Below are 23,910 nucleotides of genomic sequence, written 5' to 3'. Positions count from 1 at the left end.
CGCCTGCAGACGCTGCCACAGGTCACCGCACGATCTGCTGTCGCCAGGCCCCGGGCTGGCGGCGCGCTACCATGTGCGGCCCGATCGACGACCCTGAGGAGCCCGCCCGTGAACGAATCCGACGACGCCCGCCACGGCGTATCGCGCGCGGATGCCGAGGACGCGGTGCGCACCCTGCTGCGCTGGGCCGGCGAGAATCCGCAGCGCGAAGGCCTGCTCGACACGCCCAAGCGCGTGGTCAACGCCTATGGCGAGTGGTTCAGCGGCTACGCGCTCGACCCGGACGAATACCTGGGACGCACCTTCGAGGAAGTGGCTGGTTACGACGAGATGATCGTGCTGCGCGACATCGAGTTCGAGAGCCACTGCGAGCACCACATGGCGCCGATCATCGGCCGCGTGCACGTGGGCTACCTGCCCGACGGCAAGGTGGTAGGCATCAGCAAGCTGGCGCGCGTGGTCGATGCCTACGCCAAGCGCTTCCAGGTGCAGGAGAAGATGACCGCGCAGATCGCCGGCTGCATCCAGCGCGTGCTGGCGCCGAACGGGGTCGGCGTGGTGGTCGACGCCAGCCACGAATGCATGACCACCCGCGGCGTGCACAAGCGCGGGGTGAGCATGGTCACCTCGACCATGCTCGGCAGTTTCCGCGAGGACGCGCGCACGCGTGCGGAGTTCCTGCGCTTCATCGAAACCGGCGGCGGCCGCCGCTGATGGCCGGCTGCCCCTGCGGCAGCGGCCATGATTACGACGGGTGCTGCGGGCCGCTGCATGCAGGCGCACCCGCGGCCGATGCGCAGGCGCTGATGCGCTCGCGCTACAGCGCCTACGTGCGCGAGGATGCGCACTACCTGCTGCGCACATGGCATCCATCGACGCATCCGGACGCGCTGGCCTTCGACGACCCGCGCCCGACCTGGCTGAAGCTCGAAGTGCTGCGCCACATCGTGACCGGCGCCGACAGCGCGGAGGTCGAGTTCGTCGCCCGCTACCGCGTCGGCGGCGGCAGCGCGGTACGCATGCGCGAGCACAGCCGTTTCCTGCGCGAGGACGGGCACTGGTACTACCTGGATGCGGTCGAGCACTGAGCCCGGCGCGCGCCGCGCCGGCGATCGCCATGAACGCGCAGCAACCGCGCCGCGCCCGCGCATGAAGGAGTGGACGCGCGCCGATATCCTGCACGGCCCACCAGCGCAGGTGCCCGCATGTCCCGCACATCCGTTGCCGACCGTCGACCCGCTGCGGCGCTCCGCGTCGCCGCCTTCGCCCTGGGCTGCACGCTGCCCGCGATGACGCTGGCGCAAGCGCCGGTTCCGGTATCCGTGCCAGTGACGACGCCTGTGCCGGCGTCGCAAGCCGCTCCGGCACCGCAGGCCGTCCCCGCCCCGAGCGCCGCGCCGGCATCTGAAGCCGCCCCACCGCAGCAGGCGACTCCGGCGCAGCAAATCGCGCCCGCCAGCGACCCCGAATACACCGCCTGCGTCGTCAACCGCCTGCGTCCGCAGGCCGTCGCGCGCGGCATCCCGGGCGAGGCCTTCGACCGCTACATGGCGGGGATCACGCCCGACCGCAGCGTGCTCGACCTGCTCGACGCGCAGCCCGAGTTCACCACGGCGATCTGGGACTATCTGGCCGGCCTAGTCGACGAGGAACGCGTGACCGACGGCAAGGCCATGCTCGACACGCACCGGGAGCTGCTTGCGCGGGTCGCGGCCGAATACGGCGTCGACGCCGCAACCGTGGTCGCGGTGTGGGGCGTGGAGAGCGACTACGGCCGGGTGTCGGGCAAGCGGCCGCTGCTGCAGTCGCTGTCGGTGCTGTCGTGCTTCGGCCGGCGCCAGGAGTTCTTCCGCGGCGAGTTCCTCGCCACGCTCAAGCTGCTGCACGATGGCGACCTGCGCGATCCCGGCATCACCGGGTCCTGGGCCGGCGCGTTCGGCCACACCCAATTCATGCCGACCACCTATGCGCGGATCGCGGTCGATTTCGACGGCGACGGGCGCCGCGACCTGGTCACCAGCATTCCCGATGCGCTCGCCTCCACCGCCAACTACCTCAAGCGCAGCGGCTGGCAGACGGGACGGCCCTGGGGCTACGAGGTCACGCTTCCGGGCGGCTTCGATACCGCGCTGGCCGGGCGCACCAGCCGCCGCCCGCTGTCGGACTGGGTCGCGCGCGGCGTGACCCGGGTGGACGGCAGCGCGATCGCGCCCTCCGACGCGCGCAGCGCGATCGTGCTGCCTGCCGGGCGCAGCGGACCGGCGTTCCTGGTGTTCCGCAACTACGACGCGATCTATTCCTACAACGCCGCCGAAAGCTACGCGCTGGCGATCGCCACGCTGGCCGACCGCCTGCGCGGCGGCAGCGGGCTGGCGACGTCCTGGCCGACCGACGATCCGGGCCTGTCGCGCGCGCAGCGTCGGGAACTGCAGACCCTGCTGCTCGCGCGCGGCCACGCCATCGGCGAGGTCGACGGCATGGTCGGCACCGCCACGCGCCGCGCGATCCGCGACGAGCAACAGCGCCTGGGCCTGCAGCCTGCGGACGGCCGCGCCGGCCTACGCATCCTCAAGGCGCTGCGCGCGGGGCCCTGACGGCGCGCTCTGCTCCCTCCCCCGCATGCGGGGGAGGGTTGGGGTGGGGGCAGGCCGATCGGCACGTCACTCAACGCGCGCGCCCATCCCGGCCTTCTACCCCGGCGGGCACGTAGCCCCGCACGCGGGGGAAGGAGAAGAGCGCCTGCCGCACGTCGCGAGCGGACTCATCCGGGGCCCATCACCCCGCCCCTCCTGGTTGATTGGCCGATAATGCGCGCCCCCATTCCCGGCCCGCCTGCGTGAGCGAACCGACAATTGTCCGGCGCAAGGCCGCGCTGGTCTTCATCTTCCTGGTCGTGCTGATCGACGTGCTGGCGTTCGGGCTGATCATCCCCGTGCTGCCACACCTGGTCGAGGAATTCACCGGCAGCACCGCGCGCGCGGCGCTGTGGATCGGTGTGTTCGGCACGGTGTTCGCCGCAGTCCAGTTCATCTCCTCACCGATCCAGGGCGCGCTGTCGGACCGCTACGGACGCCGCCCGGTGATCCTGCTTTCGTGCCTGGGCCTGGGCCTGGACTTCGTGATCATGGCGCTGGCGCCATCGCTGTGGTGGCTGCTGCTGGCGCGCGTGTTCTCGGGCGCGTTTTCCGCCAGCTTCAGCACCGCCAACGCCTATGTCGCCGACATCGTCCCGGCCGACGCGCGGGCCAGGAGCTACGGCATGATCGGCGCTGCGTTCGGCGTGGGTTTCACCATCGGCCCGGTGCTCGGCGGCTGGCTGGGCGAGGTCGACCTGCGCCTGCCGTTCTGGTTCGCGGCGGGGCTGGCCCTGCTCAACTTCTGCTACGGCCTGTTCGTGCTGCCCGAGTCGCTGCCGCCGCAATCGCGCGCCAAGCGCTTCGACTGGCGCGCGACTCATCCGTATGCGGCGATCCTGCTGATCGGACGCTACCCGGCGATCATCGGACTGGCGGCGGTGGTGTTCATCGCCAACCTCGCGCACTACGTGTATCCCAGCGTGTTCGTGCTGTTTGCCGACGTGCGCTTTGGCTGGGGGCCGTGGCAGGTGGGCTGGGTGCTGTTCCTGGTCGGCGTGTGCAGCGTGATCGTCAACGTGGCGGTGGTCGGGCGCGTGGTGCGCGCGCTGGGCGAGCGGCGCGCGCTGATCCTCGGCCTGTGCTGCGGCACCTTGGGCTTCGTGGTCTATGCGTTTGCGGGGCAGGGCTGGATCTTCCTGCTCGGGTTGCCGGTGAGCGCGCTGTGGGCGATCGCCTCGCCGGCCAGCCAGGCGCTGATCACGCGCCAGGTCGAAGCGGACATGCAGGGCCGCATCCAGGGCGCGTTGATGAGCCTGGTATCGGTGGCCGGCATCATCGCGCCAATCTCCTTCGCCAGCGTGTTCGGCCTGTTCATCGGCGAACGTGCGCCGGTGGCGTTCGCAGGCGCGCCCTGGCTGCTGGCCGCGATGCTGCTGGCCACGGGCGCGCTGATCGCGTGGCGGCATGCGCCGCGCAACACGGCAGCACCGGCCGAAGAGGCGACAGGCTGAAACACCGGCCCCGCGCACGTTTGCGCGCAGGGCCGGGCAGTGGACTCAACCGCAGTTGAGAGACTGGATCACGCCGGCGGCGTCGGTGTGGATGTTCAGACGGTCCTCGCGGAAATCCATCGTGGCCGCATCGTCCGGGCCGAGCACGCGCACGCTGGTGGCGCCGCTGTCGGCGGTGGCCTTGGCGGTGACCGTTTCGGTGGCTTGCTGGCCCACCAGGGCCTGCAGGCCGTCGGCATTGCAGATCGCTTCGGGGTCAGCGGCATCGGTGGCCGGGGCCGTGGACATCGCGCCGTCGACGGGCTGCGTCGGCGCGTTCGCGCTGCCGGCCGGGTCGGCGGGTGCCGCCGCGGATGCCGGGTCGACCGTCGCCGGAGCATCGGCGGTATCGCGGTTGGGCGAGCAGGCGCCGAGCAGCGCGACCAGCGCGCTCGACAGCAGTGCGGTTTGCAGCGCGGACAGGGGTGTTGAACCAGCCATGGCGGAGTCTCCTCTGAGGGAACGGCGAAGATAGCGCCGCGCCCGTGAAGACCGGCCGGATCGCGGCCAGCGTGCGATCAGCCCACCGCGCCGCGCTTGGCCGCGGGCAGCGCATTGCGGACCATCGCGTTGAAGCCGACGGCGAGCACGCCGAAGCCGGCCTCGGTGGGGTGGATCTCGTCGTACCAGAAGCCGCTGTCCGCGATCGAACCGATCGCCGAGAAATCGGCAAAGGAAAACAGCCCCGGATACGCCGCGCGGCTGGGTGCCAGCACCTGGTCGCGAAAGCCGTCCACCAGCAGCCGCCAGGCGAAGCGTTCGGCCTCGGCCTTGCTGCCCAGCACCGGCCGCATCACCGGCCACAGCCACGGCCCGACCGTGCCCATCACCATCGCCGCCAGGCCCAGGTTGCGCACGGTGAGCGCGCCCTCCTTGCCGATCGCGTGGCGCGACAGCGGCGCGTAGCCGTGGCCGACCACGCGCAGGCCACCCACGCCGGACATTGCCGACAGCAGCAGGTCGTAGCGCGCGCGCAGCCGCTCGAACACGCCATGCGCGACCAGGGCTTCGAACGCGGCATCGGCATCCATGCGCGGCGCGCCCGCGAACACGGCTGCCAGCCGCTCGCCCAGGCAGTCGTTGCCGCCGATGCTCAGGCACAGCAGGTCGAAGCCGCGCGAGGCAAAGCGTTCGGCGTTGTCGCGGCACGCGGCCGGGGTCAGCATCTGCGCCGCGGCCAGGCCGGGGCCGCCGAGCCGGATCGACATGCCGTCGATGCGCGCGAAGCTGTTCCAGCACAGGTTGCGGTACAGCGGCGTGCTGAACCAGGAATCGCCCCAGTAGGCGATCAGCGGCCGCTTCTCCAGGTAGGCGTTCCATTCGCGCCGCTGTCGTGACGAGGGCGTGCCGCTGGCCCCGCGCAGCTGCTGCCAGTTGTCGTAGATGCGCTTGAGCGCCATGCGGGGGTCTCCTGGGGCAAGTCTGCTGCGATAAGGCACGGCGGTGCAGTGAGGGTGCAGGACGGCAGCGACGCCGCACGCCCGCCGACAAACGCAGACAGATTGCACGCGAGCGGATGCGTGCGTCGGCACGACCGTGCCTGCGGTGGCGTTGCCGCCCCAAACGACCAACGCGCGACACCGTCTGCGGCGGTCACGTCCGCCCGCTCTGCCGCGCCGCGTTTGCACTACAGTGGCCGGCCGGGGGATTCGCCACGCACATGGAGGATGTGGTGCGCCTGCAGAACCTGCTGCCGACTGCCCTGAAAGAGCGCTGGAGCGCTGCACCGGCCACGCCCGACCTGGAATCGGTGCGCGCCGCCGAGCTGCGGACCATCCTCGGCAAGGACGCGGGCGAGGACCCGGCCGCGATCGAGACCTGGGGGCTGGCCCTGTCGGGCGGCGGTATCCGCAGCGCCACCTTCGGCCTGGGCGTGCTGCAGGCACTGTCGCGACTCGGGCTGCTGCGCTGCTTCCACTACCAGTCGACGGTGTCGGGCGGCGGCTACATCGGCGCGTTCCTGCAGGCGCTGATCCGGCGCCACGGTTTCACGCAGGCGTTCGCGACCCTGGCTGCCGGCATGCGCGGCGCGGCCGCGGCTGACGACGAGGGGCCGGGCGCGCGTCCGATCCGCCACCTGCGCGAGTACAGCAACTACCTGGCGCCGCGCAAATCGCCGTTCTCCGGCGACACGCTGGGCATGGTCGGCACCTACGTGCGCAACGTGCTGCTGGTGCAGGTGCAGCTGTGCGCGCTGATCCTGGCGCTGTGCCTGCTGCCGCTGCTGCTGTACGCCGGCGCCGACACGCTCAGCGTGCGCAACCCGACCCTGCCGTTGTCGCTGGCGGGGCTGATCGGGATGCTCGCGGTGTCGCTGCTGGCCTGGGTCAGCACCTTCGCCAACCGCCGCCCGGTGCCGGTCGACGGCGAGCCGCCGCAGCCGCCGCGCCGCCTGGTGCTGGCGGCGCTGGCGACGATCCTGGGGCTGGCGCTGGCGTGCATGCTCGGCGCGCTTGGGCTGGCGCGCTTCGAGCGCCTGCCGGGACTGTTCGGCAGTGCGCTGGGCTGGCTGCCGACCGGCTGGCGCGCCGGCGGCGCCGACCTGGGCATCGTCACCGCCGCGCTCTATCTGCTGGTCTGGCACGCCTGGCTGGTGTTCGATCCCTGGTATTCGCGGCGCGTGGCGACCGGCGATGCGCCGCCGCCACCGCTGCAGCGGCATCCCTGGCGGTTCGTGCTGGGCACGGTGGGCGCGGCCGCGTTCGCGGGCGTGGCGATCGTGCTGCTGCGCGGCTGGCTCGCGGGCTGGGCGGCGACCGACGGGCTGTGGCACGTGCTGGTGGTCGGCCCGCTGCTGGTGGTGTCGGCGGTGGTGCTGACCGCGATCGTGCACCTGGGCCTGGCCGGGCCGGCGATGAGCGACCTGCAGCGCGAGATCTGGGCGCGCGTGGGCGGCAAGACCTGCGCGCTGGTGGCGCTGGGCATGACCCTGGCGCTGTCGCTGACGCTCTACGGCCCCTGGCTGCTGCGCACGGGCGCGGGCCAGGGCGTGCAGGCGCTGTCCGGCGCCGGTTGGGCCGGCGCGCTCGCGTGGCTGTCGACCACGGGGATCGGACTGCTGGCCGCGCACGGCGTGCGCGCCGGCAAGGCGGGATCGCGGCGCTCGCGCCTGCTCGACCTGGTCGCACGGCTCGCGCCCTGGGTGTTCGTGCTGGGCCTGCTGGTCGCGCTCAGCCTGGCCGGGCACGTGCTGCTGCAGGCGGCCGGGCCGGCGCTGGAGCGGTTGGCCGGTGGCAACCCGGTGCTTCCGGCGCCGGCCGACGGTACCGGGCTGGCCGCATACCTGCGCGCGCTGGATGCCACCGTGACCGCGTATCCACGCGCGCTGGCGCTGCTGGTGGCCGCGGCGCTGGCGGTGTGGCTGCTGTTCGGCTGGGCGGTCAACGTCAACGAGTTCAGTCTCAACGCCTTCTACCGGAACCGGCTGGTGCGCTGCTACCTCGGCGCCAGCAACGAGCATCGCAATCCCGAGCCGACCACCAACTTCGACCTGCAGGACGACCTGGTGCTGGCCGACCTGGTCGAGGTGCAGCGCCTGGACGGCGCGCGCCCGCTGTATCCGCTGATCGGCACCGCGCTCAACCTGGTCGCGGCCAAGCAGCTGGACTGGCAGGATCGCAAGGCCGCCTCGTTCTGCCTGTCGCCCGGCTGGTGCGGGCACCTGCCGCCGGATTCGCGCCGTGGCGAGCCGCCGATTGGCGACCGGTGCGCGGCCACGGCCGGCACCGCCGCTGGCGCGCCGGCGGGGCGCAACGATCCGCTGGCCGCATCGCTCACCCTGGGCAGCGCGATCGCGATCTCCGGCGCCGCGGTCAATCCCAACATGGGCTACCACAGCTCGCCGGCGGTGACCTTCCTGCTGACCCTGTTCGATGCGCGCCTGGGCTGGTGGCTGCCCAACCCGCGCCATCCCGAACACCCGCGCGCCGACAGTGCGCCGTTCTTCGGCCGCTGGCTGCTGGCCGAGCTGCTCGGGCGCACCCACGCCGGTGGCAAGTTCGTGCAGCTGTCCGACGGTGGCCACTTCGAGAACCTGGGCCTGTACGAACTGGTGCGCCGCCGCTGCCGCTTCGTGCTGTGCGTGGATGCGGCCGCCGACGGCGAGCGCGCGTTTGGCGACCTCGGCAACGCGGTGCACAAGTGCCGGGTCGACTTCGGCGCCGACATCGACATCGACGTGTCCGCGCTCGCCCCGGGTCAGGACGGCCTGGCCGAGCGCAGCTGCGCGGTCGGCCGCATCCGCTACGCCGACGGCAGCAGCGGCACCCTGCTCTACCTCAAGCCCACGCTCACCGGCGAGGAGCCCGCCGACATCGCGCACTACGCGCGCAGCCACGCATGCTTCCCGCATGAGCCGACCTCCGACCAGTTCTTCGACGAGGCGCAGTTCGAAAGCTACCGCCGGCTCGGCCAGGACATCGCCACGCGCGCGCTGGCGCCGGTGCTCGAACGCATTGGCGCCGAGCCGGGCATGCCGCGCCACGACGAACTGACCGTGCACGACTCGGCGCTGAAGGAGAAGCTGCTGATCGCGCTGCGCCAGCGCTGGGTGGCGCCGGTGCCGGGCGTGCCCGACCGCTTCGCGCTGCACGGCAAGGCGCTGGCGGCGCTGTTCGGCGAGCTGCGCGACACGCCTGCGCTGGCGGTGCTCGATGCACAGTTCCATCCGGCCTGGACCGACCTGGTCGCAGGCGTGCCCGAATACGAGGGGCTGCTGCCGCCATCACCGCTGGAGCGGCGCACGAAGCTCCCGCAGCCGGAGGACTTCCGCGCCTGCTTCTACTTCTGCCAGGCGCTGATCCGGCTGATGGAGGCGGTCTACCACGACCTCGACCTGGAGCACGCCTGGGACCATCCCGACAACCGCGGCTGGCTCAACGCCTTCCGCCACTGGAGCTGGGCGCCGATGTTCCGCATCGCCTGGATCATCGGCGCGCCGATGATCGGCGCACGCTTCGTCGCCTTTTGCCAGCAGCGCCTGGACCTGCCGCGGCTGGACAACGATGCCGAAGACCGCCACCGCGTGCTGCGCATGGAGCGGCACGCGCCGGTCGGGGACGAGGGCTGGCAGGGCATGTGCGACCGGCTGATGGCGCAGGGCACGATCAACCACGTCGAGCATTCGATCCTGCTGGCCGAACCCCTGTGCGCGCATGCGGTGCGGCCGACCCACCTGTACCTGCTGCGGCTGAAGTGGTCGGCCGCGCTGGTGAGCGCTGGCGGCGGGCTTGCCGACACCACGCTGGGCGTCGCGGCCATGGCTGAAGGCACGCTGCGCCTGCTGCGCGTCCAGGACCACGTGCGCCGGCTTGGCCTGGCGACCGAGTTCATGCGCCTGCTGATCAACCGCGAGGTAATCGAGGCGGTCGACATCCGTGGCGGCTGGTACGGACTTGGCGGCGTGTGCCGCAACCGCGGTGCCGCCCAGGTGCGGCAGTGGCTGGAAGGCGCACTGGCGCTGGCGCGCAGGCGCCAGCGTGCGCGCAACGATGCGGCGCGCGCTGCGCGCGAGGCGCGGCAGGCGAGGCAGGCGAGGCGGCAGGCGCCGCCCGCCGACTGAGCGGATCGACTGCTACGCCGCCTGCACGATCCGCAGCGGGTTGTCCCATTCGCGCAGCAGCTCGGCCTCGCGTGCCTTGGCGGCGTGCAGGTGCGCTTCCTTGACGTGGCCGTAGCCGCGGATCTGCTCGGGAATGCCGGCGATTTCCGCGGCGAGGTCGACGTTGCCTGCGTCCAGCTTCTCCAGCAGGCCGCCGACCGTGCGCGCGTAGTCCTCGATCAGCTGGCGCTCCATGCGCCGCTCCTGCGTGCGCCCGAACACGTCCAGTGGCCCGCCGCGCAGGAAGCGCAGCTTGGCCAGCAGGCCGAAGGCCTTGAACACCCACGGCCCGTACTCGCGCTTGACCAGCTCGCCCTTGCCGTTGCGCTTGGACAGCAGCGGCGGCGCGAGGTGGAAGTGCAGGCGGTAATCGCCGTCGAACTGCTGCTCGACGCGGCGCCGGAACTCGCCGCCGGTATACAGCCGCGCCACTTCGTACTCGTCCTTGTAGGCCATCAGCTTGAAGAAGTAGCGCGCCACCGCTTCTGACAGGTCGTTCGAACCCGGCGCCTTCAGCTGTTCGGCCTCGCGCACGCGCGCGACGAAATCCGAATAGCGCCGTGCGTACTTCGCGTCCTGGTAGTCGCTGAGGAACTCGATGCGGCGCGCGATCAGCTCGTCCAGCGAGCGCGACAGGCGCAGGTCGTCCATCGGCAGGAACGCGACCGCATCGGTGCCGGCATGCGCGGGCACGTGGCGCAGCTCGTCCTCGGCGCGCAGCGGACGGGGCGCGGAGGTGGCGCCCCATTCGGTGCTTTCCCATTCGCCCGGCGGCAGCGAGGCCAGCGCGCGCGGCGTGGCTTCGGCTGTGGTCGGCGCGTTGCGCACCACCCCGGCAGCGTCGTACACCGATTCGGGATCGATCGCGGCCAGGCGGCCCCAGGCAAACGCGGTCTTGTTCATCTCGACTGCCGCGCCGTTGAGTTCGACCGCGCGCATCAACGAGTCCAGCGACAGCGGCACCAGGCCGCGCTGCCAGGCGTAGCCGAGCATGAACAGGTTGGACGCGATCGCATCGCCCATCAGCGCGGTCGCAAGCTCGGTCGCGTCGATCTGCAGCGGCGCCTGGCCGCCGGTGGCCTGGGTGACGGCCGAGACGATGTCGGCGGCCGGGAACTGCATGTCCGGGCGCGTGGTGAAGGTGCCCGGCATCGCTTCCCAGGTGTTGAGCACCACCTGCGAGCGGCCGGCGCGCAGCTTCGACAGTGTCCAGTAGTCGTTGACCACCACCATGTCGCAGCCCAGCACCAGGTCGGCCTCGCCGGCGGCGATGCGCACGGCGTGGATGTCGTCGGGTGCCTTCGCGATGCGGATGTGGGTGGTGACCGCGCCGCCCTTCTGCGCAAGCCCGGTCTGGTCGAGCACGGTCGAACCGCGTCCCTCCAGGTGCCCGGCCATGCCCAGCAGCGCGCCGATGGTGACCACGCCGGTGCCGCCGACGCCGGTGATCAGGATGTTCCAGGGCTGCGACAGGTCGCTGGCGAACGCCGGCGGCGGCAGGCTGGCCAGGCGCGCCGCGGTCGCGGCCTTGTTGCCCTTGCGCGGCTTGCCGCCGTGCACCGTGACGAAGCTCGGGCAGAAGCCCTCGACGCAGGAATAGTCCTTGTTGCAGTTGCTCTGGTCGATCTCGCGCTTGCGCCCGAACTCGGTGTCCTTGGGCAGCACCGAGACGCAGAAGCTCTTCTTGCCGCAGTCGCCGCAGCCCTCGCACACCAGCGTGTTCACGAACACGCGCTTCTGCGGATCGGGGATCTTGCCGCGCTTGCGGCGGCGGCGCTTCTCGGTGGCGCAGGTCTGGTCGTAGATCAGGACCGAAACGCCCTTCACCTCGCGCATGCGCTTCTGCACCGCGTCGAGCTCGCGCCGGTCCTCGAACTCGGTGCCGGCCGGGAACTGCGAACGGTCGCGCCACTTGGACAGGTCATCGCTGACCAGCACGATCGTGTACACGCCCTCGCTGCGCACCTGGTGCGCGATCTGCGGCACGCTCAGGGTGCCGTCGACCGGCTGGCCGCCGGTCATGGCAACTGCGTCGTTGTAGAGGATCTTGTAGGTGATGTTGACGCCGGCCGCGACCGACTGGCGAATCGCCAGCGAGCCGCTGTGGAAGTAGGTGCCGTCGCCCAGGTTCTGGAACACGTGCGCGGTTTCGGTGAAGCCCGCCTGCCCGCACCAGGTGACGCCTTCGCCGCCCATCTGGGTGAAGGTGTCGGTGCTGCGGTCCATCCAGGTGACCATGTAGTGGCAGCCGATGCCGCCGAGCGCGCGCGAACCGTCCGGTACCACCGTCGAGGTGTTGTGCGGGCAGCCCGAGCAGTAGTGCGGCACCCGCGGGAACTGCGCGCGCGGCAGCGCCAGTTCGCCTTCCTTCTGCTCCATCCAGTGCAGCACTTCGTGGATGTGCTGGGTGTCGCGGCTGCCTTCGGGCACGAACTGCTGCAGGCGCCGCGCGATCACGCCGGCGATGGTCGCGGGCGTGAGTTCGCCGGTGGACGGCAGGATCCAGTTTCCTTCCTCGTCGTATTTGCCGACGATCGACGGGCGATCGCCATCGAAGTTGTAGAACAACTCCTTCATCTGGCTCTCGATGAAGGCGTGCTTCTCCTCGACCACCAGGATGTCGCGCAGGCCGCGCGCGAAGGCGCGGATGCCCAGCGGCTCCAGCGGCCAGGTCATGCCGATCTTGTAGACGCGGATGCCGAGCTCGCGGCAGCGCTCGACGTCCAGGCCCAGGTATTCCAGCGCCTGCAGCACGTCCAGGTAGCTCTTGCCGGTGGTGACGATGCCGAAGCGCGCGTCGGGTGCGTCGAGCACCATGCGGTCGATCCGGTTGGCGCGTGCGAAGGCCTGTGCGGCCTTGACCGCGTAGCGATGCAGGCGCATCTCCTGGTCAAGCGGCGGATCGGGCCAGCGGATGTTGAGCCCGCCCGGCGGCAGTTCGAAGTCCTCGGGCGTGGCGATGTGCAGGGCCAGCGGATTGACGTCCACCGAGGCCGAGGACTCCACCGTTTCGGCGATGGTCTTGAAGCCCACCCAGCGCCCGGTGAAGCGGCTCATCGCCCAGCCCACCAGGCCCATGTCGAGGATGTCCTGCACCCCGGCCGGGTTGAGGATCGGCATCATCGCGCTGGTGAACTCGCCCTCGCTGCCGTGCGGCAGCGTGGAGCTGCGACAGGCGTGGTCGTCGGCGGCCAGCGCCAGCACGCCGCCATGCCTGGACGTGCCTGCGGCGTTGCCGTGCTTGAACACGTCACCGCTGCGGTCAACGCCCGGACCCTTGCCGTACCACATGGCATAGACGCCATCGACCGTGGCGCCCGGGAACAGATTGGTCTGCTGCGTGCCCCAGACCATGGTCGCGCCCAGGTCCTCGTTGATGCCTGGCTGGAACTTCACGTGGGCATCGGCGAGGTATTTCTTCGCGCGCCACAGCTCCAGGTCGAAGCCGCCCAGCGGCGAGCCGCGGTAGCCGGAAATGAAACCGCCGGTGTTCAGGCCGGCCGCCTGGTCGCGCAGCCGCTGCATCAGCGGCAGCCGCACCAGCGCCTGCACGCCGGACAGGTAGATGCGGCCTTCGGTGCGGCTGTACTTGTGTTCCAGCGTGTAGTCGGGGTCGGTGACGCCCAGGGTCAGGCCGGTGTGGGCGGAGGCGGGCGAGGAGAGTTCGGCTGTGCTGGTCATTGGCGTCTTGGCTTGGCGGGCGGCGCACGGCCGCTGGCGGGGGACGCAGCACGGACGCCGCGGGTCCGGGTAAACGTGTCAAGTGTAACAGTGGCGGTGCCTGCGCTGGCCCGTTTGCGTGGCTGCAGGCATGGGTATACAAAGGCGCGACGGGGGTCGCCGGCGCGCAGGATAGGCCGGAAATTGGGGGGACGATGTTACCCGGCAGTCAGCTTGACACGCCGCAGGAGCGCGGTGCCTGGGCAAGGCGGCACAACCACGCGCTGGTGTCGCTGGCGCGGCGCGTCTGGCAGGACGACTGCACCCTCGAGCGCGCCTTCGCCCTGATCTGCGAGACCGCCGCCGGCACGCTCGAGGTCGAGCGCGTCAACATCTGGCGCTGGGACGCGGGCAGCGGCAGCCTGCACTGCCTGCACCACTTCCAGCGCAACCGCGGCCATCGTCGCGCCGACCGCCCCGATACCGTGCTCAGCGTGGGCCGCGACTACAGCGCGGCTCTGGACGAGGTACGGGTCATCAACCAGAACGCCGCGCGCGACGCGGACGATGACCTGGGCGAGTACCTGCACCGCCACGGCATCGGCTCGCTGCTGGATGCGCCGGTGCGCTCGGCCGGCGAACTGCTGGGCGTGATCTGCCACGAGCACGTGGGGCCGCCGCGCGCGTGGTCGCCGGAGGACCAGGCCTTTGCCGCCAGCATCGGCGACTACGTGGCGATGGCGTTCGAGATCGACCGCCGCCGCCGGCTCGAGGGGCGCGTGCGCTACCTCGAGCTGCACGACCCGCATACCGACCTGCCCAATCGCGACCACCTGCTGGGCGTGGTGCATGCGGCGCTGCGGCCGATGCATGGCGCCGACAATGGCCTGGTCGCGATCCACCTCAACTTCGACGCCTCGCCGCACGAGGGCGACGCCGGGCACGAGCTGCTGGTCGAAGCTGCGTCCCGCCTGCGCCGCGAACTCGATGGCGAGGCCACCCTGGCACGTGTGCGCGGTAATGCCTTCGCCGTGCTGCCGCACCGCCACCTGCACGAAACCCAGGCCTTGATCCTCGCCGAGCGCTGCGTGGATCTGGTGCAGGCCTGCCTGGACGAGCAGGGCATCGCGGTGATCGTCACCGCCGGCATCGCGTTCTCGCGCGACCTCGCCGCGCCGTCGGCCGACAACCTGCTGCGCAACGCCGAGACCGCCAGCCACGAGGCGCATCGCAACCGCCATCGCCACAACCGCTGCGAGATCTTCGATGCCGAGCACCACCGCGGCCTGGTCGAGCGGCTGCGGCTGGAGCGCACGCTGCGCGAGGCCTACGAGGCCGGGCGGCTGTGCGTGCAGTTCCAGCCCGAGGTCGAACTGTCCAGCGGCCGTTGGGTTGCGGCCGAGGCGCTGCTGCGCTGGCGCGACGAGGAAGGGCGCTGCCGGGTGGCGCAGGATTTCATCGACGTGATCGAGAACAGCGGCCTGATCGTGCCGATCGGGCGCTGGATGCTGCACGAAGCCTGCCGCCTGGCGCGGCAGTGGCCAACGCGCGATGGCGGGATTGGCCCGAAGCTGCGGGTGAACCTGTCGACGCGGCAGTTCGAGCAGGCCAGCCTGGTCGACGACGTGGCCGCGGCGCTGGCCGGCAGCGGCCTGCAGCCCGGCCGGCTGTGCCTGGAGCTGACCGAAAGCATCCTGCTGCCCGATTTCGCCGTGGCGGCGCAGACCCTGACCCGCCTGCGCGAGCTGGGCGTCTCGATCGCACTCGACGACTTCGGCACCGGCTACTCGTCGCTGGCCTATCTCAAGCGCCTGCCGATCGACGTGATCAAGATCGACCGCAGCTTCGTCAGCGGCCTGCCGGACGATCCCTACGACCTGGCGATCGTGCAGGCGGTGGCCACGCTGGCGCGGCGGGTCGGCATCGACGTGGTGGCCGAAGGGGTCGAAACCGAGGCCCAGGCGCGCACCCTGCGCGAATGCGGCGTGGAGCGCGCGCAGGGCTACCTGTTCTCGGCGGCGGTGGAGGACGCGGAGCTGGTCGAAGGATTCAGGCGCGGCGGATAGGCCGCTTGCCCGGATCCAAGCACGCTGCCCGGCATCCGCGGCTTCGGCTTGCCCCCACCCCAGGCCTCCCCCGCAGGCGGGGGAGGGAGTTGAATCCTTCCCGCGGGCGGGGGAGGGAGTTGAATCCTTCCCCGGGCGAGGAGCCGGAACTGCCGTGCTTTTGCTCCCTCCCCCGCTCGCGGGGGAGGGCTGGGGTGGGGGCCAACACGCCAACCCACCTCCGCAGGACGCGTTGCCTTCCGCCCTACTTCCGCACTTCCTGCGTATGCGACTGCAGCGCCTCGGCCAGGCCCGGCACGCCGTCCGCGCCGGTCGGCACCGTAATGCTGGAGCCCTTGAACTCCTCGCCGATCGGCTGCGCGCGGCCGCCCAGGCACTGCGACAGGAAGCCTTCGGCCACCGCGTTGAAGGCCTTGTTGTTCTCCGGCCGCGCGAAGCCGTGGCCTTCGTCGGGGAACAGCACGTAGGTCACCGGGATGTTCTTGGCAGTCATGGCGTCGACGATCTGGTCGCTCTCGTCCTGCTTCACGCGCGGGTCGTTGGCGCCCTGGCCGATCAGCAAGGGCTTGCTGATCGCGTCGACATGCGAGAGCGGTGAGCGCTCGCTCAGCCAGGCCTTGCCTGCTTCCGTCTCGGGGTCGCCCATGCGCCGCACCAACTGCTTGTAGAAGCTGGCCCAGTACGGCGGCACGGTCGAGAGCAGGGTGTTGAGGTTGGCCGGACCGACGATGTCCACGCCGCAGGCGAAGGTGTCGGGGGTGAAGGTCAGGCCGACCAGGGTGGCGTAGCCGCCGTAGCTGCCGCCCATGATCGCGACCTTGTCCTGCGTGGTCACGCCGCTCTCGACCGCCCACTGCACAGCGTCTACCAGGTCGTCGTGCATCTTGCCGGCCCACTCGCCGTCGCCGGCGTTGGTGAAGTCCTTGCCGAAGCCGGTCGAGCCGCGGAAGTTCACGCTCAGCACCGCGTAGCCGCGGTTGGCCAGCCACTGGTCGTAGCTGCTGTAGCCATAGGCGTCGCGCGCCCAGGGGCCGCCGTGGACCAGCAGCACCATCGGCACGGGACGATCGGCCTTGCCATCGCCGTTGGCATCCGCGTGCGCGGGCAGGGTGAGGTAGCTGACCAGGGTCTTGCCGTCGCGCGACTGCAGCTCCTGCGGCCACATCGGCACCAGCGGCTTGCCCTCGAGCGCGGGCCGGCCGGAGAACAGGCGCGTGAGCTCGCCGCCGCCCTTGCCGTCGCGGTCGTAGCGGTAGTACTCGACCGGCGACTCGGCCGCCGAATAGGCCACGATCCAGGTCTTGTCGTCGAGGGTGCGGGTGTTGATCGAGGCCTCGCCCGGGCCGATCGCATCGAGCCGCTCCAGGTCGGCCTTGATCGCATCGTCGAGCACCGCCCACTGCTCGCGCAGGTAGTTGACCGCCACCGCCTGCACCTTGCCGGTGGCCGGGTCGGCGAGCCCATCGCCGATGTCGGCGCGAGGGTCTTCGTGCACCAGGGTCCTGGTGCCGCTCGCGGTGTCGACCGCGAACAGGGCATTGGTGTTGCGACCGCGCGAGTCGCGCATGTACAGGGTGCTGCCGTCCTTGCTGAGGCCCGAATAGCCGGTGGTCATGCCGTCCTCGAACGGGACCTCGTCGTACTTGTCCCAGGCCTCGCCGGCGCGGCGCAGCAGGTCAAGCCCGCCGTCGGGGCGCGAGCGTGTAGCGAAGCGGAGGCTGTAGTCGGCGTCGGCGACGTACTCGCCGATCTGGTGGGTGTTCTTCTCCACCAGGCTGCGCTCGCCGCTGGCCAGGTCGACGCGATAGAGGTCATGCCACTGCGGATCGCGGTCGTTCATGCCGACCAGCACGGTGTCCGGATGGCGGTCGCTCACGCCCACCACCTGCGCCGTGGTCTTCTCATGGGGGGTGAGGTCGCGGCTTTCGCCGGACGTCAGGTCCACCGCGTAGAGGTGGAAGTCCTCGTCGCCGCCGCTGTCGCGCAGGTACAGCAGCGTGTCGGGCCGGTAGGACCAGAAGTAGTTGCGGATGCCGCGCGCGGTGTCGCGGGTCACCGCTTTGGCCGCGGACAGGTCGTCGGCCGGGGCGATCCAGACGTTGAGCGTGCCGTCCAGCGGCGCAACCCAGCTCAGGTACTTGCCGTCGGGGCTGAGCTGCACGTTGGCGCGCTCGGGGTTACCGAACAGCGCCTCGCGCGGGATCAGCTCGACACCGTCGATCGAGGTCGGCGCGGCCTTGGCCGCGGCACTGGGTTCATCGGCCTTGCCGCCGCCGCACGCGGCCAGGGCAAGGGTGATGGCGGACGCAAGCAGAAGACGCGGCATGGGCAACTCCAGGCAGGTTGAACCGGAGAGGATACGGCCCGGGCGGCGGTGGTTGCGCCCGCCGGTCGTCCTGCCCGCTCAGGCCGCCTGCCGCGCCGCGCCGCGATCGGCGGGGCGGTAGCCCAGGGCCTCGGTGAGATGCGAGCTGGCGATGGCGGGGCTGCCGGCCAGGTCGGCGATGGTGCGGGCCACGCGCAGGATCCGGTGCATCGAGCGTGCCGACAGGTGCAGCGCTTCGATCGCGCGCTCGAGCAGCGCCTGGTCATGTGCCTGCAGCCGGCACCAGGCCATGGTGCCGGCCTGCGACAGCTGCGCGTTGACGCAGCCGGCGCGCTGCTGCTGGATGGCCCGTGCGGCTTCAACGCGTTCGCGGATCGTGGCGCTGCACTCGCCCTGCGGCGCATCGGGCCGGAGTTCGGCCGGCGGCAGCCGCGGGACATCGACGTGCAGGTCGATGCGATCCAGCAGCGGCCCCGAAATGCGGCCGCGGTAGCGCGCGATCGCCTCGCCCGAGCACCGGCAGCGGCCGGAGCCGTCGCCGGCCCAGCCGCAGGGGCAGGGGTTCATCGCCGCCACCAGCTGGAAGCGCGCGGGAAACTCGCTCTGCCGCGCCGCGCGCGAGATCGTCACCACGCCCGACTCCAGCGGTTCGCGCAGCACTTCCAGCGCATGTCGCTGCCACTCGGGCAGTTCATCCAGGAACAGCACGCCGTTGTGGGCCAGCGAGATCTCGCCGGGCCGTGGCTCGCCGCCGCCGCCAACCAGGGCGACCGCGCTGGCGGTGTGGTGCGGGGCGCGGAACGGGCGGATGCGCCAGCAGGCCGGGTCCAGCCCGCGGCCGCTGACCGAGGCGATGGCCGCGGTCTCCAGTGCCTCCGCCTCGCTGGCCTCGGGCAACAGCCCGGGCAGGCGCGAGGCCAGCAGGGTCTTGCCGCAGCCCGGCGGACCGACCAGCAGCAGGTGGTGGCCGCCGGCGGCGGCAATCTCCAGCGCGCGACGGGCCTGGGACTGGCCGCGCACGTCGCGCATGTCGGGCCGCTCCGGCGCGCGCTGCTGGGGCGCGACGGCATCGGGCAGGATCTTGCTGCCGCCAAGCAGCGCGCAGACCTCGAGCAGCGTGCGGGCGGTCACTGCCACGCGTCCTGCGGCCAGCGCTGCCTCGGGACCATTGGCTTCCGGCACCACCAGGCGCCGTCCCGCCTGCGCCACCGCCAGCGCCGCAGGCAGGATGCCGTCGACCGGGCGCAGCTCGCCGGTCAGGCCCAGCTCGCCGATGAATTCATAGGCGGCCAGCGGCTCGCGCGGGATCTGGCCGCTGGCGGCGAGGATCCCCAGCGCGATCGGCAGGTCGAAGCGGCCGCCGCACTTGGGCAGGTCGGCCGGGGCCAGGTTGACGGTGATGCGGCGCGCCGGGAATTCGAACTGGGCGCACTGGATCGCCGCACGCACGCGGTCCTTGGCCTCGCGCACCGCCGCCTCCGGCAGCCCGACGATCGACATCGACGGCAGTCCGCCGCCGAGGTGGACCTCGATCTGGACCGGGGGCGCGCGCACGCCGGCACGCGCGCGTCCATGCACGAGCGCAAGCCCCACGGCGGCGGGCTTAGTGGGCCGGCGTGCGGGGAGCCGGGCCGGACCCGGCCTGGCGCGTTTCGAGGTCCGCCACGACCGCTTGCAGCTGCTCCAGCTTCTCGCGGGTGCGCAGCAGCACCGCGCGCTGCACCTCGAACTCCTCGCGGGTGACCAGGTCGAGCTTGGACAGGCCCGACTGCAGCACCGCCTTGAAGTTCTCCTGCAGCTCCTCGCGACTCTCGCGCAGTCCCGGCGGGACCAGGCCGCTGAGGCGGCGGGCGAGGTCGTCGATGTGGTTGAGGTCGATCATGCCGCTGCTCCGGTGCGTGGATGCGTCCAGCTTCGTCCGCGCCGCGTGAGGATGCAGTCGGTAGCTGGCGCGGCCGGCTGTAGGAAAACTCCGACCGCCGGCGAGGGTATGCTAACGCCGCGCCGCGACTGCCGTGGCGACCAACCGGATCCGTGGAGCCCGCAGATGAAGATGGTGATGGCGATCATCAAGCCGTTCAAACTCGACGACGTGCGCGAGGCGCTGGCCGAGGTCGGCGTGGCCGGCATCACCGTCACCGAGGTCAAGGGCTTCGGTCGCCAGAAGGGCCACACCGAGCTCTACCGGGGCGCCGAGTACGTGGTCGACTTCCTGCCCAAGGTCAAGCTCGAGATCGCGGTCACCGACGACCAGGTCGAGCCGGTCACCGAAGCCATCGTCAAGGCCGCCGGCACCGGCAAGATCGGCGACGGCAAGGTGTTCGTCTACGACCTCGGCCGCGCAGTGCGGATCCGTACCGGCGAACTGGACGGCGACGCGCTCTAGCGCAAGCGGCGGCCCCGATGCGGCCGCCGGTCGGATTTCACGCCTCCTTACCGTCCGCGCCCGGACCCGGGCGTAGAGTGGATCGGCCGCCCGGCTGTGGACGGCATGGGACCGCGCCCTGCCGCGGGGACATGACGGAGAACGGCAATGAGGAGAACCAGGAGCCTGCTTGGGACGGCCGCGCGCACTGCGGTCATCACCGGGACAGCCAAGGCGGTGATGGGCAGGGGTGGCAACGCACCCTCGGCGAAAGCACCGGCCGCGCCGGCCGCCGCTGCAGCGCCGGCGGGCATGACCGAGGACAAGATCGCCCTGCTGCAGAAGCTGGGCGATTTGCAGAAGGGCGGCCTGCTGAGCGAGGAGGAATTCGCGGCCGAGAAGGCCAAGATCCTTGCCGGCTGAGTGCTTGCCGGCAGCGTGCGTGATCCGGGAACGGCGCTGCCGGCCCCGGATCGCGCCGCGCGGTTTCTTCAACCCTGCGCTTCGCCCAGCGCCTCGGCCACGAACGGCGGCAACACCTGCGCGCCCTTGTGGATGTCGGCGCTGTAGTACTTCGTGGCGAACGTCTTGGCGCGCGCATCGGCCTCGCGGAAGTCGAAGCCCTGGCCCTTGCGCGCCAGCGTGCAGCTCCACCAGCCCGAGGGATAGCAGGGCTGGGGGAAGGGCAGGGTCTGGAACGTGGCGAAGCCGGCCTTGCCCATTTCCGTGCGCATCTCGCGGATCAGGTCCAGCAGCACCAGCGGCGATTCGGACTGCTGCACCAGGATGCCGTCGTCCCTGAGCGCGCGAAAGCAGCTTTCGTAGAAGGCTCGGTTGAACAGGCCTTCGGCCGGGCCGACCGGATCGGTGGAGTCCACGATCACCACGTCCAGGCTGGCGGGCGCGGCGTTCTGCATGTACGCGATGCCGTCGTCGAACAACACCTCGGCGCGCGAGTCGTCATTGGATTCGCAAAGTTCGGGGAAATACTTCTCCGCCATGCGCGTGACCTGCTCGTCGATGTCGCACTGCACCGCCTTCGCCACGCCCGGATGCCGCAGCACCTCGCGCAGGGTGCCGCAGTCGCCGCCGCCGATGATCACGACATGCTTCGGATCCGGGTGCGTGAACAGCGCCGGGTGCGACATCATTTCGTGGTAGAGGAAGTTGTCGCGCGTGGTGACCATCATCGCGCCGTCGATCAGCATGACGTTGCCCCAGTCGGTCGATTCGAAAATCTCGATCTTCTGGAACGGTGACTGCACCTCGTCGAGCTTGCGCGTGATGCGGAAACCGATCGACGAGCCGGTCGGCTCGAACTGTTCGTGCAGCCAGCTGCTGGCGGTCATGGGGCGCGTCCTGTGGTGCGGGTGGAGTCGGCAACGAGCCGGGCGCGACATTGGCGCGCCGCGGCGGGCGCGCATTGTAGCGGACCGTTGACGACGGCCCCGCGACAGTGCGAAACCGGCACGTCTCCCTGGCGAGTTCCGGCGCCCATGCGTGCGCGCGCGGTTTTTCGCCCGGGAATTGGCCCTGGCACGGCCGCGGCGCCGCAGGGCCTAGAATGTCCGGCCTGATCCACGGATGCCTGCGATGACCGCCTGGTCGCCCGAGCACGCGCGCAAGACCTACTCGATCCCGCACTGGTCCGAAGGCTATGTCGATGTCGACGCAGCCGGCCGCGTCCTGGTGCGCCCGCTGGGCGAGGCGGGCATCGCCGTCCCGCTGCCGGAGATCGTCGACAAGGCCATGGAGCGCGGCGCCAAGCTGCCGCTGCTGGTGCGCTTCCCCGACATCCTCGGCGACCGCCTGCGCAAGCTGCAGGCCGCGTTCGAGCAGGCGCAGGCCGCCAACGGCTACAGCGGCGGCTACACCGCGGTCTATCCGATCAAGGTCAACCAGCACGCTGCGGTCGCCGGCACGCTCGCCTCGCACCACGGCGAGGGCTTCGGCCTGGAGGCGGGCAGCAAGCCCGAGCTGATGGCGGTGCTGGCGCTCTCGCGTCCGGGCGGACTGATCGTGTGCAACGGCTACAAGGACCGCGAGTACATCCGCCTGGCGCTGATCGGGCGCAAGCTCGGCCTGGACACCTTCATCGTGGTGGAAAAGCCGTCGGAGCTGCGCCTGATCATGGAGGAGGCGCAGGCGCTCGGGGTCGAGCCCGGCATTGGCGTGCGCATGCGCCTGGCCTCGCTGGGTGCCGGCAAGTGGCAGAACAGCGGCGGCGACAAGGCCAAGTTCGGTCTTTCGCCGCGCCAGGTGCTGGACCTGTGGAAGGCGCTGCGCGATGCCGGCAAGAGCGACTGGCTGGGCCTGCTGCACTTCCACATGGGCTCGCAGATCTCCAACGTGCGCGACATCGCCAACGGCATGCGCGAGGCCACGCGCTACTTCGTCGAGCTGTCGAAGCTGGGCGCGAAGATCAGCCATGTCGACGTCGGCGGCGGCCTGGGCGTGGACTACGAGGGGACGCGCTCGCGCAGCTTCTGCTCGATCAACTACGGCCTGGACACCTACGCCGGCAACATCGTGCAGCCGCTGGCCGCGGCCTGCGAGGAACACGGCCTGGCGCAGCCGCGCATCGTCACCGAATGCGGCCGCGCCATGACCGCCCACCACGCCATGCTGGTGGCCAACGTGGTCGAGGTGGAGCAGGCGCCCGAAGGCCGCGTGCCCGACGTACACGACGACGAGCCAGGCGTGATCCGCCACCTGCGCGTGATCCACGCCGAACTCGACGAACGTCCACCGGTGGAGCTGTTCCACGAGGCGCAGCATTTCCACGCCGAGGGACTGGCCGCCTATGCGCTGGGCCAGGTCGACCTGGTGCACCGCGCGCGCATCGACGACCTGTTCTACGCCATCGCCCACGGCGTACGCGCGCGCCTGAGCTACGACGAGAAGAACCATCGGGTCGTGCTCGACGAGCTGGCCGAGCGCCTGGTCGACAAGTACTTCGTCAACTTCAGCGTGTTCGAATCCATGCCCGACGTGTGGGCGATCGACCAGGTGTTCCCGATCATGCCGATCGAGCGCCTCGACGAGATGCCCGAGCGGCGCGGCGTGATCGCCGACATGACCTGCGACTCGGACGGCAAGATCGACATCTACGTCGAGAACGAGGGCCTGGACAGCTCGCTGCCGCTGCACCCGCTGGTGCCGGGCGAAAGCTACCGGCTGGCGTTCTTCCTGATCGGTGCCTACCAGGAGATCCTCGGCGACATCCACAACCTGTTCGGCGACACCGATGCGGTCGAGGTCAGGCTGTCCGGCGACGGCTATGCCATCACCCAGCAGCGCCGCGGCGACACCACCGACGTGATGCTCGACTACGTCGGCTACAAGCTCGACGACCTGCGCCGGATCTACCGCGCGCGGGTGGGCGCGGTCGACCTGGGCAAGGGTGAAGCCGCACGCCTCAACGAGGCGCTGGAGGCCGGACTCACCGGCTACACCTATCTGGACGCTTCGCCGCTGGAGTGAGCGTCGTTGCGGCGACGCGACGCGACACGCCGCGTCGCCATCGCCGAGGGCTGCCACGTGGATCGCGCGACGCGAGCGCCATGCTCCCGCTCGGCGTGTGTGGATGCGTGCTCGACGTGCGGGAACTACGGGATGCATGTGCCGCGTGGTCCGCTATCGCATGCGGCGTGGTGCAGGTCCAAGGCTTGCTATCCTCGCCGCTCGACAGGGACGCAACCGGGGATTGGAATGGCAAGCCGAACGACATCACCACGCAGCCTGCTGGCGCTCGCCGGCGCCATCTTG

The 23,910-nt window shown here is 70.8% G+C and carries 15 protein-coding genes and 1 pseudogene; 9 read left to right on the top strand and 7 right to left on the bottom strand.

Features of this window, described 5'->3' with window-relative positions:
* Positions 1-108: 108 nt before the first annotated feature.
* The 4 genes and pseudogenes from folE (at position 109) to ACW5EG_RS14260 (ending at position 4,087) form a co-directional block, all read left to right on the top strand.
* Positions 109-714, top strand: coding sequence for a GTP cyclohydrolase I FolE (gene folE, locus ACW5EG_RS14275; protein WP_457022006.1), 606 nt, complete (start codon positions 109-111; stop codon positions 712-714).
* A complete protein-coding gene (locus tag ACW5EG_RS14270) occupies positions 714-1,088 on the top strand; it encodes a YchJ family metal-binding protein (RefSeq protein ID WP_457022004.1) in 375 nt (124 codons plus the stop codon). The genes folE and ACW5EG_RS14270 overlap by 1 nt, the downstream gene beginning before the upstream one ends.
* 357 nt (positions 1,089-1,445) lie before the next feature.
* Positions 1,446-2,591, top strand: a pseudogene (locus ACW5EG_RS14265) (lytic murein transglycosylase); the annotation flags it as partial.
* Between the two features lie 245 nt (positions 2,592-2,836).
* Entirely contained in the window at positions 2,837-4,087 is a 1,251-nt protein-coding gene (locus ACW5EG_RS14260) for a TCR/Tet family MFS transporter (RefSeq protein ID WP_457022002.1), read from the top strand.
* 45 nt (positions 4,088-4,132) lie between these two features.
* Here ACW5EG_RS14260 and ACW5EG_RS14255 read toward each other — a convergent pair whose 3' ends face one another.
* Positions 4,133-4,567 (bottom strand): I78 family peptidase inhibitor, encoded by a 435-nt coding sequence (locus ACW5EG_RS14255; RefSeq protein ID WP_457019086.1) that lies wholly within the window; start codon positions 4,565-4,567, stop codon positions 4,133-4,135.
* A 77-nt stretch (positions 4,568-4,644) separates the two neighbouring features.
* On the bottom strand, positions 4,645-5,526 hold the full coding sequence (locus ACW5EG_RS14250) for a hypothetical protein (protein ID WP_457019085.1): 882 nt from the start codon (positions 5,524-5,526) through the stop codon (positions 4,645-4,647).
* A gap of 272 nt (positions 5,527-5,798) precedes the next feature.
* Here ACW5EG_RS14250 and ACW5EG_RS14245 point away from each other — a divergent pair, with 272 nt between their 5' ends.
* Complete coding sequence (locus ACW5EG_RS14245) at positions 5,799-9,686, top strand: hypothetical protein (protein ID WP_457019083.1); 3,888 nt, start codon at positions 5,799-5,801, stop codon at positions 9,684-9,686.
* A 12-nt stretch (positions 9,687-9,698) separates the two neighbouring features.
* On the opposite strand, the gene ACW5EG_RS14240 is transcribed toward ACW5EG_RS14245, so the two are convergent.
* On the bottom strand, positions 9,699-13,406 hold the full coding sequence (locus ACW5EG_RS14240) for an indolepyruvate ferredoxin oxidoreductase family protein (protein ID WP_457022001.1): 3,708 nt from the start codon (positions 13,404-13,406) through the stop codon (positions 9,699-9,701).
* 194 nt (positions 13,407-13,600) lie between these two features.
* Between ACW5EG_RS14240 and ACW5EG_RS14235 the strand changes: the two genes are divergently transcribed.
* On the top strand, positions 13,601-15,451 hold the full coding sequence (locus ACW5EG_RS14235; RefSeq protein WP_457021999.1) for a putative bifunctional diguanylate cyclase/phosphodiesterase: 1,851 nt from the start codon (positions 13,601-13,603) through the stop codon (positions 15,449-15,451).
* Positions 15,452-15,695: 244 nt separating this feature from the next.
* Here ACW5EG_RS14235 and ACW5EG_RS14230 read toward each other — a convergent pair whose 3' ends face one another.
* The 3 genes from ACW5EG_RS14230 to ubiK form a co-directional block, all read right to left on the bottom strand.
* Complete coding sequence (locus ACW5EG_RS14230) at positions 15,696-17,777, bottom strand: S9 family peptidase (RefSeq protein WP_457021997.1); 2,082 nt, start codon at positions 17,775-17,777, stop codon at positions 15,696-15,698.
* A 78-nt stretch (positions 17,778-17,855) separates the two neighbouring features.
* Positions 17,856-19,370, bottom strand: coding sequence for a YifB family Mg chelatase-like AAA ATPase (locus tag ACW5EG_RS14225; RefSeq protein ID WP_457019076.1), 1,515 nt, complete (start codon positions 19,368-19,370; stop codon positions 17,856-17,858).
* Positions 19,371-19,380: 10 nt separating this feature from the next.
* The gene (gene ubiK, locus ACW5EG_RS14220; RefSeq protein WP_457019075.1) at positions 19,381-19,659 is read right to left on the bottom strand and encodes a ubiquinone biosynthesis accessory factor UbiK; all 279 of its coding nucleotides are present in this window, start codon (positions 19,657-19,659) and stop codon (positions 19,381-19,383) included.
* Positions 19,660-19,824: 165 nt separating this feature from the next.
* Here ubiK and ACW5EG_RS14215 point away from each other — a divergent pair, with 165 nt between their 5' ends.
* Together ACW5EG_RS14215 and ACW5EG_RS14210 are read left to right on the top strand one after the other, a co-directional pair.
* A complete protein-coding gene (locus ACW5EG_RS14215; RefSeq protein WP_457019073.1) occupies positions 19,825-20,163 on the top strand; it encodes a P-II family nitrogen regulator in 339 nt (112 codons plus the stop codon).
* A 147-nt stretch (positions 20,164-20,310) separates the two neighbouring features.
* On the top strand, positions 20,311-20,565 hold the full coding sequence (locus ACW5EG_RS14210; RefSeq protein WP_457019071.1) for an SHOCT domain-containing protein: 255 nt from the start codon (positions 20,311-20,313) through the stop codon (positions 20,563-20,565).
* Between the two features lie 68 nt (positions 20,566-20,633).
* Here the strand turns inward: ACW5EG_RS14210 and speE are convergent, their stop codons facing one another.
* On the bottom strand, positions 20,634-21,491 hold the full coding sequence (speE, locus tag ACW5EG_RS14205; RefSeq protein WP_457019070.1) for a polyamine aminopropyltransferase: 858 nt from the start codon (positions 21,489-21,491) through the stop codon (positions 20,634-20,636).
* A 244-nt stretch (positions 21,492-21,735) separates the two neighbouring features.
* Between speE and speA the strand changes: the two genes are divergently transcribed.
* On the top strand, positions 21,736-23,625 hold the full coding sequence (gene speA / locus ACW5EG_RS14200; RefSeq protein ID WP_457022130.1) for an arginine decarboxylase: 1,890 nt from the start codon (positions 21,736-21,738) through the stop codon (positions 23,623-23,625).
* The last annotated feature ends 285 nt before the right edge of the window (positions 23,626-23,910 follow it).

The sequence above is a fragment of the Luteimonas sp. A611 genome (genome assembly GCF_054072715.1).
This window is presented reverse-complemented; position numbering and strand designations above follow the sequence as displayed.